The organism is Pedobacter sp. ISL-64 (assembly GCF_018613605.1).
Lineage (GTDB): Bacteria > Bacteroidota > Bacteroidia > Sphingobacteriales > Sphingobacteriaceae > Pedobacter.
Genome location: NZ_JAGGPU010000004.1, coordinates 259,413 through 272,952, shown reverse-complemented (window position 1 = coordinate 272,952; position 13,540 = coordinate 259,413). Strand labels below are relative to the sequence as shown.

At 38.7% G+C, this 13,540-nt stretch carries 11 protein-coding genes; 4 read left to right on the top strand and 7 right to left on the bottom strand.

Going from position 1 to position 13,540, the window contains the following annotated elements:
- Window positions 1-23: 23 nt before the first annotated feature.
- The 3 genes from J7E57_RS05810 to J7E57_RS05800 form a co-directional block, all read right to left on the bottom strand.
- Window positions 24-917 carry an alpha/beta hydrolase gene (locus J7E57_RS05810; RefSeq protein ID WP_215126006.1) on the bottom strand — a complete coding sequence of 298 codons (894 nt, stop codon included), beginning with the start codon at window positions 915-917 and terminating at the stop codon, window positions 24-26.
- 119 nt (window positions 918-1,036) lie between these two features.
- On the bottom strand, window positions 1,037-1,903 hold the full coding sequence (locus J7E57_RS05805) for a helix-turn-helix domain-containing protein (protein ID WP_215126005.1): 867 nt from the start codon (window positions 1,901-1,903) through the stop codon (window positions 1,037-1,039).
- A gap of 168 nt (window positions 1,904-2,071) precedes the next feature.
- Window positions 2,072-2,434 carry a winged helix-turn-helix transcriptional regulator gene (locus J7E57_RS05800; protein WP_215126004.1) on the bottom strand — a complete coding sequence of 121 codons (363 nt, stop codon included), beginning with the start codon at window positions 2,432-2,434 and terminating at the stop codon, window positions 2,072-2,074.
- Window positions 2,435-2,587: 153 nt separating this feature from the next.
- Here J7E57_RS05800 and J7E57_RS05795 point away from each other — a divergent pair, with 153 nt between their 5' ends.
- The 4 genes from J7E57_RS05795 (at window position 2,588) to J7E57_RS05780 (ending at window position 6,073) form a co-directional block, all read left to right on the top strand.
- Complete coding sequence (locus tag J7E57_RS05795) at window positions 2,588-3,310, top strand: SDR family NAD(P)-dependent oxidoreductase (protein WP_215126003.1); 723 nt, start codon at window positions 2,588-2,590, stop codon at window positions 3,308-3,310.
- A gap of 346 nt (window positions 3,311-3,656) precedes the next feature.
- Complete coding sequence (locus J7E57_RS05790; protein WP_215126002.1) at window positions 3,657-4,589, top strand: oxidoreductase; 933 nt, start codon at window positions 3,657-3,659, stop codon at window positions 4,587-4,589.
- Window positions 4,590-5,504 carry a helix-turn-helix domain-containing protein gene (locus tag J7E57_RS05785; protein ID WP_215126001.1) on the top strand — a complete coding sequence of 305 codons (915 nt, stop codon included), beginning with the start codon at window positions 4,590-4,592 and terminating at the stop codon, window positions 5,502-5,504.
- A gap of 209 nt (window positions 5,505-5,713) precedes the next feature.
- Window positions 5,714-6,073 carry a DoxX family protein gene (locus tag J7E57_RS05780; RefSeq protein ID WP_215126000.1) on the top strand — a complete coding sequence of 120 codons (360 nt, stop codon included), beginning with the start codon at window positions 5,714-5,716 and terminating at the stop codon, window positions 6,071-6,073.
- Window positions 6,074-7,023: 950 nt separating this feature from the next.
- Here J7E57_RS05780 and J7E57_RS05775 read toward each other — a convergent pair.
- The 4 genes from J7E57_RS05775 to J7E57_RS05760 form a co-directional block, all read right to left on the bottom strand.
- A complete protein-coding gene (locus J7E57_RS05775) occupies window positions 7,024-8,502 on the bottom strand; it encodes a glycoside hydrolase family 30 protein (protein ID WP_215125999.1) in 1,479 nt (492 codons plus the stop codon).
- 133 nt (window positions 8,503-8,635) lie between these two features.
- Window positions 8,636-9,775, bottom strand: a complete 1,140-nt coding sequence (locus tag J7E57_RS05770) for a glycoside hydrolase family 88 protein (RefSeq protein WP_215126232.1) — start codon at window positions 9,773-9,775, stop codon at window positions 8,636-8,638.
- Between the two features lie 35 nt (window positions 9,776-9,810).
- Entirely contained in the window at window positions 9,811-11,004 is a 1,194-nt protein-coding gene (locus J7E57_RS05765; protein ID WP_251029813.1) for an alginate lyase family protein, read from the bottom strand.
- Window positions 11,005-11,007: 3 nt separating this feature from the next.
- Complete coding sequence (locus J7E57_RS05760) at window positions 11,008-13,470, bottom strand: glycoside hydrolase family 2 TIM barrel-domain containing protein (protein ID WP_215125998.1); 2,463 nt, start codon at window positions 13,468-13,470, stop codon at window positions 11,008-11,010.
- Window positions 13,471-13,540 lie beyond the last annotated feature (70 nt).

The window sequence follows — 13,540 nt, the reverse complement described above, 5'->3', positions numbered from 1 at the left end:
AAGGTTCTAATTTTGCCTGGAAGCTAATTTAAGTGCTCGTTAAAAAAACGGCTCACGTTCCTTACCGCATTATCAATCTGCTTTTCGCTGTCATAATAATCATAGTGGTTTCCATCTGCCCATACCAATTCTTTAGTTCCTTTTAGTTTACTATAAAATTCTTTGGCATTGTCTGGGAACGCAGATTCATCTGAATGTAGCACCATGGCAGGAACTTTTATTTCTGACGCTTGGGCAATGGGGTCAAACGCCAGCATTGTTTTCCATGCCATTACGTTAAATGTGTTTGTATAATTGGGAACATTTCCACGTTCTGTGTTCAGGTAATAATCAAAAGCTCCTTTTACATCCATATAATTCACCGCATTTGTATCGGTTTCGCTATAGGCAGCAATAAGGGTTTCTTCCCCATTTTCTTCAAATTTACGCTTGGCTTCGTCTCCAGCTTCAATTCGTTTTGCAACCCCGTCAGCCAGGAACATCATGTTATATAATTCCGGAGTAGGCAGAAATGCAGCAACTGTTGCAATTGCCTTGATGCGATGATCTGCAACAGCAAGGTAGGCTGTATTTCCAGCTGATGTACATACGCCCACCATACTTACGTCCTTTACATACGGTAAGTCGCTCAAAAAAGAAACTGCAGCTTTTAGATCGCTGGTTTTCTCCAGGTAAGATTCGTACTGGCGGGGCGAACCCTCACTTTCACCATAGTGACTGTAATCAAATGCAAGCACAACAAATCCTTCCTCAGCAAATTTCTCCGCATAGGTGTTTGGCATCTGCTCTTTTACAGAGGTAAATGACCCTTGAACGATCATGGCATTATATTGGCCATCTTCATTAAGGTTCTCTGGAGTGAAAAGGTTACCTACCAGGGTAAGCCCGTCACGTTTAAAGCTAATTTTCTGTTTCATAATTTCGTGGTATTTACTACTACAAAATTAATCTGGTCAACTCAAAATGACGTAGACAGATTACTTTAAATAGGATACATTTTACTGGTATGCTTTTTATTTTTTAACCAAGGAATTATTTATTGATCCCGGTAGGACTTTGGAGAAAGCCCTGTGTGTTTACGAAAAAAACGGGCAAAATAATTGGGATAGTCAAACCCCAGGCCATAGGAAATTTCGCTAATTGAAAGTCTTGTTTTCAGCAGCCTTTCCTTGGCAAGCTCTACAACATAGCCATGAATGTGTTCTATAGGGGATTTCCCGGATAAATGTTTTACCAGGTCACCAAAATAGTTGGGTGATAAAAAAGAGAGCTGTGCAAAATAAGCTACCGACGGAAGCCCGGTCACACCTTTGTCCTGCGAAAAGTAGGCAATCATATTTTGGTTAAAATCTGCAATTACTTTGTTATAAAGGTTGCTACGGCTTTGGAACTGTCTATCGTAAAAGGTCTGGGTATAACTTAAGATCAAAGCAATGTATGACAGGAGAATCTGCTTATTGAACTTGGTCTTTCTGAACTCTTCATATGCCTTTTTATAAAGGTCCCAAAGCAGCACCTCTTCCTCGGGCATAAGAAAAATAGCTTCAAGAGCTGTGCTATAGTGAAAGAAACTATAGTCCTTCACAATTTTCTTCATGAACATTTCGCTAACACATATCACGTAACCTGATGATGGCGGCTCTATATCCCAGCTTTGGGAACTATGAGGGGAATTAACAAACATATAGGAACTGGCCTGGTCTTCCACAGGAATCTGGTACACCAGATCCTTATGAATAGGTGGCTTGAGTGCAAATATGTAAAAATCGATACTTACCAGTTCTGATTTCAATCTGCCGTGTTCCTCCAGCTCAAAACTGACGATGTGGATGTCATCATCTTTTACCCCCGAAAACCCGAGATATTTTAGAAATTGGGGTAAATTGAATAGTTGTTCCGCCATCTGGAAAGTAATAATAATTAAAGGGAATAATTTGAAAAGCTAGCATTCACCTGATTACCAATACAAAAATACCCTTGAATTTTATTTAAAACGTGGACAATTTACTTTAAATCAGATACATTTTACTGTTTACCAGGTGACCGATCAAAAAAATGCGAACGAGAAAACTTAAGATCTAGAAATCGTTGACTCTCTGTGCTTAATGCCCCATTCCAACATTTTATCCAGTACATCTGCAATGGATTTACCTGAATCCGACAATTCATATTCCACCGAAACAGGCGTTGTGTCAAAAACCTTCCGGATTACCATTCCATTCAATTCCAGATCCTTCAGCTCTTTGCTCAGCATTCTTGGCGTTATCTTGGGAATGTTCCGCTGTATCTCGGTAAACCTTCTTTTATCAAAGAGCAACGAGCCTATTATCGGTAATTTCCACTTGCCACTGATCACGTTAAGGGTATCATTTACAGCCAGTACAAAATGAATTGGGCAGGACTTTGCCTCTATTATACTAATTATTTTCTCCATTTCTCAAACGTATTTTCTATCCGCGATATACCAAAGTATACCGCTATACATTAGTATATCACTACCTTTTGTATAGCAAATATAGCTACTTTTGCTTCATCAAAATGATTATTCATCAAAAAAATATAAATCAACAACTTAACAGAAAACATAATGATAAAAACAATTGCAATATTTGGTGCCGGTAGCGGCCTTGGAACCTCGGTCGCTCGCCGCTTCGGCCGTGAGGGATACAGCGTAGCGCTAATCGGTCGCCGTCAGGAACCACTCGATGAACTCGTTGCCGAACTCGCTGGGCAGGGTGTCGATGCCGCGGCCTTCTCAGCAGACCTGACAAATGTTCCCGCAATCCCCGAGTTGGTGAAAGCGATTCAGGCACGTTTTGGACATATTGATGTAATCGAATATGCGCCTATCTCGACGGCTCCATTCATTCCAGCAATGGAGCTAACCACGGCTGAGCTAGACAGCTTGGTAAAGCTATATGTTTTGGCTCCAATTGAAATCATTAACGCCGTTTTGCCCAATATGTTGGCACGTGGTGCGGGAGGAATTCTCATCGGCGCTGGCATGTCAGCAGTGCAAGGCATACCCTATATGAGCGGGTTTGGCCCAGTGATGGCCGCCACCCGTAACTACATTTATTCTCTGCATGGTGAATTGGCCGACAAGGGAGTTTATGCGGGCACGTTGACTATCGGTGCGTCAATCATAGGTAGTATGGGGCATCAGCGTTTGGTATCAGGCGAGTTGAAGGTACAACTGCCACCAGGTTACGTGGTGCCAACGGTCGAGCCCGACGAGCTGGCTGAGCAGTACTGGCAGCTTTTCACGCAACGTGATCGTGCCGAAGCAATCTTTCCCATCCCAAACTGATGCGTGATGGAACCGACAAAGCGCTTTGAGCTGGAAGTCTGCACTGCCGCTTGTTGGTGACCCAGAAACGGTGGCAAAAAGAATGGAATTGCAATTCCAATTGCAATTCCAATTGCAATTCCACATTCAGACGAAGCAATAAAAGAATTATTTGAAGCAGACGTAATTCAATTTCTAACAGAAATAAACTCTAAATTGCAAATTTTTCATAGTGGGCAACCAACCTACCGACAGTAAACTAACAGAAAAACAAGAGCCTTGATTTGGATACATCATCCAGGGATTTGACTACGTAAACCATTATAAGTTGACTGACCTTTGTGCCATCAATTAAAATTAAAAAAAAATGGCAACAACAAATTGGACAGCGGACAACATCCCTTCACAACAAGGAAAAACAATTCTGATCACAGGAGCAAACAGCGGACTTGGATTGGAAGCATCAAAGGTATTGAGTGGTAAAGGTGCTCAAGTAATCATGACCGTTCGCAACCTGCAAAAGGGCAAAGAGGCAGTTGAAACCATCAAAAAAGAAAATCCTGATGCGAAGTTAGACTTAATGTTATTGGACTTATCTGATTTTCAGTCAATCCGAAGATTTTCCGAAGATTTTCATTCAAGGTATTCGCAACTACACGTTTTGATAAACAATGCAGGAGTTATGTCACCGCCTAACCGTGAACTCACAAAGCAAGGTTTTGAAGTTCAATTTGGAGCTAACCATTTGGGACATTTCTTGCTAACAGGGCTTTTGCTTGACATTACCAGGAAAACTCCCAATTCACGTATTGCAGTCCAAAGCAGTTTAGCTCACAAACACAAGCAATATGGCGGTGGCTATATGGTTTTTGAAGACTTGAACTTTGAAAAAAAAACATATAATAAAGACCACGCTTATGGGCAAAGTAAATTGGCCAACTTGCTGTTTGCGTACGAATTGGAAAGAAAACTCAAAGCTCACCATATTTCAACTATTGTAACAGCAGCGCATCCCGGTTACACCAACACAAACCTTCAAAAAAATTTCGGTTTCTTCATTAAGGTAATTATGAATAAACTTGTAGCACAAAAAGTAGAAATGGGAACATTACCAATTTTAAGGGCCGCAACTGAAGAAGGACTTAAAGGTTCGGAATTTTTTGGTCCAACAAAAATGAATGAAATAAAAGGTTTTCCCGAATTGGTAAAATCAAATGACAAATCGTATGACAAGGAAATTGCAAAAAGACTTTGGGAAGTTTCGGAAAAACTAACGGGATTCACATATAAATTTGATTAAATGAAAAGGAAAGAGAATAAACTCATCACAATAAATTCACTTTCGGAGTTACACAAATTATCGGGATTGCCAAAGCCGAAGAATCCCCTTATTGGGTTAATAAATCTGGGGGATATTTCGATTCAAAGCCAGGAACCTTTAAGTCTTGTCCTTAATTTCTATACCATTTCTATAAAGCGTTGCTTTGACAGTAAGTTGAAATACGGCCAAAACTATTACGATTTTGACGAAGGTGTATTGGTTTTTATGGAGCCGGGACAAATAATCTCGTACTATGATTGTAATCAACAGCCGGATGGTTTGTGGCTGATTTTTCATCCCGACCTAATTCGTCATTATCCGTTAGGAAAGAATATTAAAAATTTAGGATTTTTTTCCTATTCAGTGAACGAAGCACTTCATTTAAGTGAATCGGAAGAAGCAATGGTTGAAACGATTCTAAAGAATATTGAAACCGAATACAATCATTCCATAGATCAATACAGTCAGGACGTAATGGTTTCACAACTTGAACTCTTGCTCAATTATTCCAACCGCTTTTACAACAGACAGTTTATTACCCGTAAAACGGCAAGCAACGATTTACTGATTAAAATGGAGGCATTGCTTGACGAATATTTTACAAGCGGTAAAATGCTTGAGTTTGGGCTGCCAACTGTTCAACAGTTTGCTGACAAATTGAATCTGTCATCCAATTACTTGAGCGATCTGCTCAGAACGCTTACAGGACAAAGCACACAGCAGCATATTCAAAATAAACTGATTGAAAAGGCAAAGGAAGCCCTGACTACAACCAATCTTTCAGTAAGTGAAATTGCTTATCAATTAGGTTTTGGGCATCCGCAATCGTTCAGTAAAATGTTTAAAAACAAAATGAATGTTTCACCGCTTGAGTATCGGGCATCTTTTAATTAAACAACCATTGACATATACAATGGCAGGTGCTTTTGAAAGACAGGTGATGTTTTTCCAACAACTTTAGCTAAAAGAAAAAATGAAACCTATGTTTTATATGCTTATTTAAGCGGATTATTCAGCTGTCAAAACCCACTTGTAAACTCGTATAATATTCAAAAACTAATTTTTAAATATTGTCAAAAATTAGCCACCTAAAAATTAAAAAAATGAACAAGAAAAAAATTATTTATTGGTCAACAACAGGAATTATTTCGGCTATGATGTTATTCAGTGCATTTGGATATTTCACTAATGCTGATATGAAAGCCGCATTTGTGCATTTAGGTTTTCCGGATTATTTCAGAATTGAACTTGGGGTTCTAAAAGTATTGGGAGCTTTAACATTAATCCTTCCCATGATTTCAGATAAAGTAAAATCATTCGCTTATTTCGGATTTGCATTGGCATTTGTTTCTGCATTCATAGCTCATATTTCGAGTGGTGATCCAATTGCTGTAGCTATTGCACCTATTGTATTTTTAGCAATTTTAGGCGTATCTTATTATTATCAAGACAAATGGAACTAACTCCTACCTATGAAAAAGGAAACTAATTTTTCAGTTTTGAAAACCGATGAAAAAATAATCTGTCTACTGGCCCCAAAAATCTCTAATTTCAGAAATATTTGGTGAACGGCTTACGGAAAATTGATCTGGGTCATAAATCGATATTGGCTTTATTTAGATGTCCCAATGGAAGATTAAAAATACTTTTAAGCTTTTAGATCTGTCATAGTTTTTTTTCCAGTTAAGCACTAAGAACAAACACTTCTTAGTGCTTTAATTGCTACAAACAAGCTTTAATTTAACGCATTTACACCAATTTTCGCAAATTCCTTACACAAATCAAATGTCGCTTGTGCTTTTCCTAATTGTAACTTTCACAAACATAAATGCAATCTTTTGTAAATCAGACATTAGCGAAAAAAAGAGGGCTGATTGGTTCGATGTTCTCTGAAAAATTCGATTTTTTTATCCTCTAAAACATCGAACCGCTAAACTCACACAGAATTTCAACCGTATCTATTTGATTAACAAAGAATTAGAATAAAAAAAAAGAGGCAAAAGACTATTAAAAATCTCTTGCCCCGTACGGGGTCGGCAACGGTTCAAATTAGCAACAAATTTATTGCAGATTTGAAGAGAATCGCAGAACTAGACACTAAAATGATAGAGTATGAAGAACTAGGTAAGTTGATGAAATTACGAAAAGAAAGAGAAAAGTTAATCCCGAAGGTGGTAGACAAAAAGAAAAAAATCAGAGCGAAACGAAAATCAAGGAAAGTCATACTAAAAAAGTGGATTATAAATATCGCTGAGTAATTTAAATTCCTATTCCATTTATTCCCCCCGATACTAATTTTTTTATTAATGCTTAGCTTTTTTAGCCGAAGCTAACTTCTGTTACATCAAGAAACAATGAATACAAAATAGACATATCACCACTCCGATGTAGAAAAAAGCAATTAGTCCTCCTATTATTCAACTATCAATGTGGCTATGGAATGCGGCAAGCTGGTGGTTGTAGCTGCCTGACCTTTTATCCATAGGCTATACTTGATTTTTTCATCTGACTGATTCATCACAACCACAACAAGTTTTCCATCTGTATTCAAAAAAGAGGTCGTTTGCAGAAGATCACGACTGGATGCTGTGGCAATTCTTCTAGCTCCGGGACGGATGAATTTTGAAAAATGCCCCATGTAATAGTAGGCATTGGTATAGATTAATTTATCCTTCTTAGTATCGGCATGTACTGGGGCAAAACAAAAATTCCCTACATGGTTTGGGCCACCGTTTTCATCTAAAAGAATATTCCAGTCCGTCCACGCTGCAGTTCCGGCATTAAAGTCATTGATCATTGAATAGCCATAGCGCTCGCCTAAAGTCCAATCATCCAACTTATTTACATCATACTTTTCTTTACATCCCTCGGTAAAAATTAGCGTTTTATCCGGATAGGCTTCATATGTCTGCCTTACATTTCCAAACTGCATGTCACTTCCGGTCCACGTTTCATACCAGTGGAAGCCAATACCCCAAACGTATTTCGCAGCATCTTTATCATTTAAAATGGTAGTTGCCCTTTGAAAAATTTGATCGCGGTTATGATCCCAGGCAATCAATTTCTTAGAAGATAGACCTGATTTATGTAGTGTAGGACCTAAGAAGTTTTTTATAAAATCACGCTCCTCTTCTGCAGTATACACACAGGATTCCCATCTCTGTTTAGCCATAGGCTCGTTTTGAACCGAGAGACCCCAAACTGGAATACCCATCGCTTCGTAAGCTTTAATAAACTTTACATAATGATTTGCCCAACTTTGGCGATATTCGGGCAATAAATGTCCTCCTTGAATCAGACTGTTGTTGTCTTTCATCCAGGCAGGTGGTGACCAAGGACTCACGTATAATGATAATTTACCCCCGGCAGCCGCAATTGCCATTTTAATTAAGGGAATTTTAAACTCCTTATCGTGAGCAATGCTAAAAGTTTTTAAATCTTTATCATTATCCTGAACATAAGTATAGCTTCCGCTGGAGAAATCACAGCTCGCAATATTTGTACGGGCCAAGGTGTAACCTATACCTTTATCTTTATCGTAATAGGCAGTAATCAGTTCTTGTTGGTTTTGCCTGGAAAGTTTGGCAATGGTTTCTGCAGAGGCATCAGTCAATGCTCCGCCGATGCCTACCAAAGTTTGATATCTGATGCTGGGATCAACGAAAATTGTTGGTTCTGTTTCAAAGGGCTGTCTATTTTCTGCAAAATTTAATGTTTCAGTTTTGCTGATGCGATAATCAGATTTGCTCGCTGTGGTGTAAACCACAACTTTTTTATTTCCAAGCACATATCCCTGAAGGGATTTACCGGTTGCTCCAACACTTTTTTTGTTCTGTGCCACTGCACCAAATGTGGTCGCGAAAACTAATAGGAGACTTATGTTTTTTTTCATTGTCCTTTAAATTATTATATACTTAATGCATTTCTTGATAACTTAATAATGCATATATTAGGATATCATTTCCTGCCGTATTGCAACCAGAAATAATAAGTACAATACTGCGAAACCCAATAGTTTTCTCATATTACTTACTCCTCAAAAGCGCTTCCAGATAATAATAATCAGCATAATTTATGGGCACATCAATTTCTGATTTTGCCGGAAGATGCCCGGTACTATGCTCGAGAATGAAGCCATAATTATTACCAAATTTACTAGTATATTTTATGTTGAGGCTGGATAAAATTTTATCAGCTGAGGCTTTATATTTTTTGCCTTTTACACTATAATTTGCAAGCTCATAAAGTGCAGAAGCGGTAATTGCTGCAGCGGAAGCATCCCAGGAAACATTTGGAATATCAGGGTCGTTGTAATCCCAATACGGAATACCGTCTGCAGGTGTAATTTCGTTATTCAGTATAAAACCCGCAATTCCATCTGCCTGAGATAAGTATTTATCGTTTTTTGTTTCGCGAAAACATAGCGTGTATCCATATAAAGCCCATGCCTGACCACGGGCCCATGCCGATTCGTTTGCATAACCCTGTGCCGTTATTTTCTGAAGTATATTTCCAGCCTTGAGTGTATCATAATCAACTACGTGATAAGAACTAAAATCTGGTCGGAAGTGATTTTTAATCGTATTATCTGCATGAGACACAGCGATTTTATAAAAGGATGAATCACCCGTCATTTTGGTCGCTTCAAACAGCAATTCAAGATTCATCATATTATCAATAATTACCGGATATTTCCATTTATCACCATTATGATCCCATGATTTTAGCACACCTGCAGTTTTGTTAAATCTGGTAGAAAGCGATTTAGCCGCCTGAATAATAACTCCCTTGTAAGCGGTATCTTTTGTTAAGCGATAGCCATTTCCAAACGGGCAGTAAATCATAAAACCCAAATCGTGAGTACCACGATTGTATTGCTCTTTCTTGATATCTGCAGTATATTTCTTAGCAATATCAAGCCACTTTTTATCTTTTGTGTATTCATAAAAATACCAGAGTTCTGCCGGAAAAAATCCACTTGTCCAATCTCTCGATGCTACCATCTTAAACTGCCCCTTTTCTACGGTTCTTGGAGATACCAGACTGGGTTTAACCAGACGTGCCGAGTCAACATTTTTAACCAAAACATCAGTTTGTTTTGCTGCTGCAGCAAAAGCTTGATTTACGTTAACTTTTTGAGCATTTGCTGAGCCAACTAATAACATACAACATAACGTTATCTTAATTTTTAAATTCATATTTATAACCATATTAAAGGATTGCGAACGGGTAAATTCCTAATGACTTCTTCTACTTGAGGTGCATGGTCTAGTTTTTCCCAGGTGGAATACCATTCATGCTGATTGAACTGAACCGCTCCGAAAATTAAAAAGGGTTGTGCAACAGGCCAGTTTTCCCAATACATTACATCGGTTTTTAAAGGCCATTTATTTTTTTCGGCTATAAAAGGATAAAGATAATCCAGACCTTTGCGGATCGATTTTCCATCTGCTGTTTTAAAATTCCAAAGATCATCATTTGGAATGGACAAAATCTGGCAAACCATCACCATCGCATCGAGGTTAAAAATTGAATATCCATAGGGTTTTGTTCTTACCATTTCTAAAGGAAAACTACCATCTATGCCCATTTGATTGGGCAGTAAGATGGTTTTATAACTAATGCGCAACGAATCGAGCATTGGCTCATCTTTACACAATTTAGCGAAAGATGCCACTTGCATCGCCCAGCACGTGGCATGATTATTTTTAACTGTTTTTTCTTGTATACCTGGTTTGGAGGTATTCAGCCACAGCGTATAACTGGCAAACCATTTTTTAATTCCAATGGAGATAGACTTATCAAATGCCTTTGCGTTTTCCATCACCAAAGCACCTTGAGCAACTTCCATTAAATGAATGGTATCGATAATACCATAATTTCTTCCGGTAAATCTGCCCTTTACTGCTTGAGCAAATAAAAGATTTGGATTCATTAAGGTTTCAGGATTTATAAACCATGCCTGAAAATGTTTAACCGCATGCTTTACATAGCTTCCATTGCCTGTTATTTTATAGGCTGACGCCAATGCACCGATGATTTTACTAAAACGAATCATAGCCTTCCTATGCTCGACAAAATTATCCGGGTTCGTTAATCCATCTCGGTTGATATAAGGTCCATCCGGATTTTTCGGGTCGGGCCAGAAGTAATCTGCTTCCGAAAAAAAATCATGTTTGCCGCCAGCACTTCTCGGCGAAGATGATGCAGTAATAGTAATCGGCTCTTGTTCCATTGCCCATTTTGCCTGATTTAAAATTTGCTTTTTGAGCAAAGCAATAGTTTGTTTCTTAATATCAACAGGCAGCTTTTCCGTATTCAAAATATTAACTGAAAACGCAGTTCCAGCGATATAAAAAATAATAAACATTAAAATAACCAATGCTCTTCTCATAACTTATAATGTTTCAAAAATGGTTGGCATGCCTTCTGATTTCACCGAAGCAACACTTTTGCCTTTATTTAATTTTACTTTGATAATTGCTCTGCCATTGTAAGCCTGCACTTTTCTCGAACCGGACGATGTTCCCAAATCATCAATTAATCTTCCATCACCCGTTAATCCAAAATTTACCCAATTTGTTGCATCCAGACATTGTATTCCAGCTTCATCAAAAAGCTTAACCTCCAAGGTTGCAATATCTGCCTCCTTATTTATTTTGGTTAAGGTCATTTTAGCGGCTTTAGTCCATTTCTCTGTTTGATAGATAAATTTTATCTCATCGCTTACGGTAACCTTACCTTTTTTAGCTACGACTTTAACTGTATTTTCTCCTTTAAGAAACGGAAGGTTCCAACGTAAACCCGCAGCAGGGAAATCCTGGCTGTTTCTTTTCTTTATCCCAAAGCTTTTTCCGTTCAGAAATATTTCTGCTTCCGTACAATTAGCATAAACTTTTACCATTTTTCCCTCTCCCTCATCACCCCATCGTACTGGCCAGCTATGCCCATAAATATGAACCATTGGTTTATCGGTCCAATACGATTGAAAAACATAATAAGCCTCCTTTTTAGTAAAATCTCTTTCTACAACCCCCTTCTGGTTCATGTAAGGTACCGGATTATCAGGACGAACAGGGGTAGAAAAATCTTTGAATGGCCAGTATGCCGAACCACTTAGCCAAGGCATGTTTTCCTGTTCTTTAAGGTGCCAATCAATCAAATTGGTGATGTAGGATTCACTCCAATCGCCATCTTTGGATATTCTTGCGGCACCCCCAAATAATGAAGCATCACCTGCCCGCTCATCAGCGCTTTCACCGGTTTTAATTTTACTTAGGGCTTTATCAGGATTTTCTGAATGTCGCATGGCATGGCTATCGCCTCCCCATTCTACATGTAAAAAGCGCTTAACTTTAGCAAATTCATCTTGAGAAACCTTTTTATAATCAGTATAGGCACCACGGTACCAACCCGCCCAGATGGATGGAGAATATACATCAACTATATCGGCACAAAAATCGCATCGCCGGATTGCGGTATACCTGGATGAATCCAGTTTGTGGGAGAGTCCATTAAGTTCTTTCATAAAGGTTCTGATTTTTTCTTTATTAAATTCAGCAAAATCTCCCGGCCAATCGTTTTCATTTCCCAAGCCCCAGATAATGATGGAAGGATGGTTATAATGCTGCTCAATCATGTTTGTAAGCATCTTTCTGGCCTGTTGTTTATAAGTTTCGCCACCTAAACCACCCCGACACCAAGGGATTTCTTCCCAAACCAAAATGCCCAAACTATCGCAAAGGTTCAACACAATTCTCGATTGCTGATAATGCCCCAGTCGGATAAAATTCACGCCCATATCCTTCATCATTTGCATCTCGGCGCGAATCATTTCCTCGCTCATTGCTGCCGCAACGCCTGCATGGTCTTCGTGCCGATGGGTACCACGCAAGAGCAAACGATTTCCATTTAAACTGAAAGGACCTTTCTCTACAAAATTGATGTTTCTAAAACCTATTTTATCTTCACTCTTATAACTGCCTGTAGATGAAACGAGATCATAAAGCAGGCGATACTGCAAGGGTTTATCTGTCGACCATAATTGCGGCTTATTGATCTGCAAGCTCCATAATTCAGTATCGCCATTTAAATTATTAAGCTTTTTTTCCTGCTGTGCAACAACCTTTCCTCTTGGGTCGATTAATTTAAGATGGATAGTAGCATTTTTTAGGCCCGTAGGATCGTAAAATCTTCCGCTTACATTTAATTTACCCAATTTTCCGTGGGCATCCACTTCAGCTTTAGCAAACATTTTTTCAACAGAGAGTGGCGGAACATAAACCAGGTTTAAATAGCGGTAAATTCCTCCATAAACATTAAAGTCTGATAGATCTGAAGGAATCATTTCCAAATCTCTTGAATTATCCGTACGGATAGAAACAGGCACCTGCCCGTTAAACTGCTTTTGGTAAACTTCCTCTTTTTGAAATGCGGCAACCGCATCTGTAATGTCAACCGTCCATTCATCGTAACCACCCAGGTGAGCTGCAACTTTTATAGTGTAAACATAAACTTCTGTCTTTTGACCAGCACCTTCGAAATGCAAAATGGTTCTACCATTTTGATAAGGATTTTCGATTTTAAGCTTTGTGCGGTACCATGCGGGCCCCTGGTAATAGTTCGCATCAGGATCTACTGCATCTGTAGCATTAACGCAATGCGGTAAATTTACATTTTCCCATAATGGAACAGATTCAGGATTTCCCAACCCGACAGGGCGGACAGCTTCCCAGCCCCCTCCTAAATCCTGTTTAAGAAATTCCCAGCCAGCATATAACCGCATTGATTTTTGTGCAAATGTTATATCGGATGATAGCAAGAAGCTGAGGACAATAAGATATCTGGCTATTTTTTTCATATATAATTAATAAACAAATTATTTTTTTGCTTGCTGCCTTATTGTTTTAAATGATTTTGATGGTGATCCA

Bases quoted from the DNA above. Each gene is read 5' to 3' on its own strand.
- J7E57_RS05810 (WP_215126006.1), bottom strand. From the start codon at position 917: ATGAAACAGAAAATTAGCTTTAAACGTGACGGGCTTACCCTGGTAGGT.
- J7E57_RS05805 (WP_215126005.1), bottom strand. From the start codon at position 1,903: ATGGCGGAACAACTATTCAATTTACCCCAATTTCTAAAATATCTCGGG.
- J7E57_RS05800 (WP_215126004.1), bottom strand. From the start codon at position 2,434: ATGGAGAAAATAATTAGTATAATAGAGGCAAAGTCCTGCCCAATTCAT.
- J7E57_RS05795 (WP_215126003.1), top strand. From the start codon at position 2,588: ATGATAAAAACAATTGCAATATTTGGTGCCGGTAGCGGCCTTGGAACC.
- J7E57_RS05790 (WP_215126002.1), top strand. From the start codon at position 3,657: ATGGCAACAACAAATTGGACAGCGGACAACATCCCTTCACAACAAGGA.
- J7E57_RS05785 (WP_215126001.1), top strand. From the start codon at position 4,590: ATGAAAAGGAAAGAGAATAAACTCATCACAATAAATTCACTTTCGGAG.
- J7E57_RS05780 (WP_215126000.1), top strand. From the start codon at position 5,714: ATGAACAAGAAAAAAATTATTTATTGGTCAACAACAGGAATTATTTCG.
- J7E57_RS05775 (WP_215125999.1), bottom strand. From the start codon at position 8,502: ATGAAAAAAAACATAAGTCTCCTATTAGTTTTCGCGACCACATTTGGT.
- J7E57_RS05770 (WP_215126232.1), bottom strand. From the start codon at position 9,775: ATGTTATTAGTTGGCTCAGCAAATGCTCAAAAAGTTAACGTAAATCAA.
- J7E57_RS05765 (WP_251029813.1), bottom strand. From the start codon at position 11,004: ATGAGAAGAGCATTGGTTATTTTAATGTTTATTATTTTTTATATCGCT.
- J7E57_RS05760 (WP_215125998.1), bottom strand. From the start codon at position 13,470: ATGAAAAAAATAGCCAGATATCTTATTGTCCTCAGCTTCTTGCTATCA.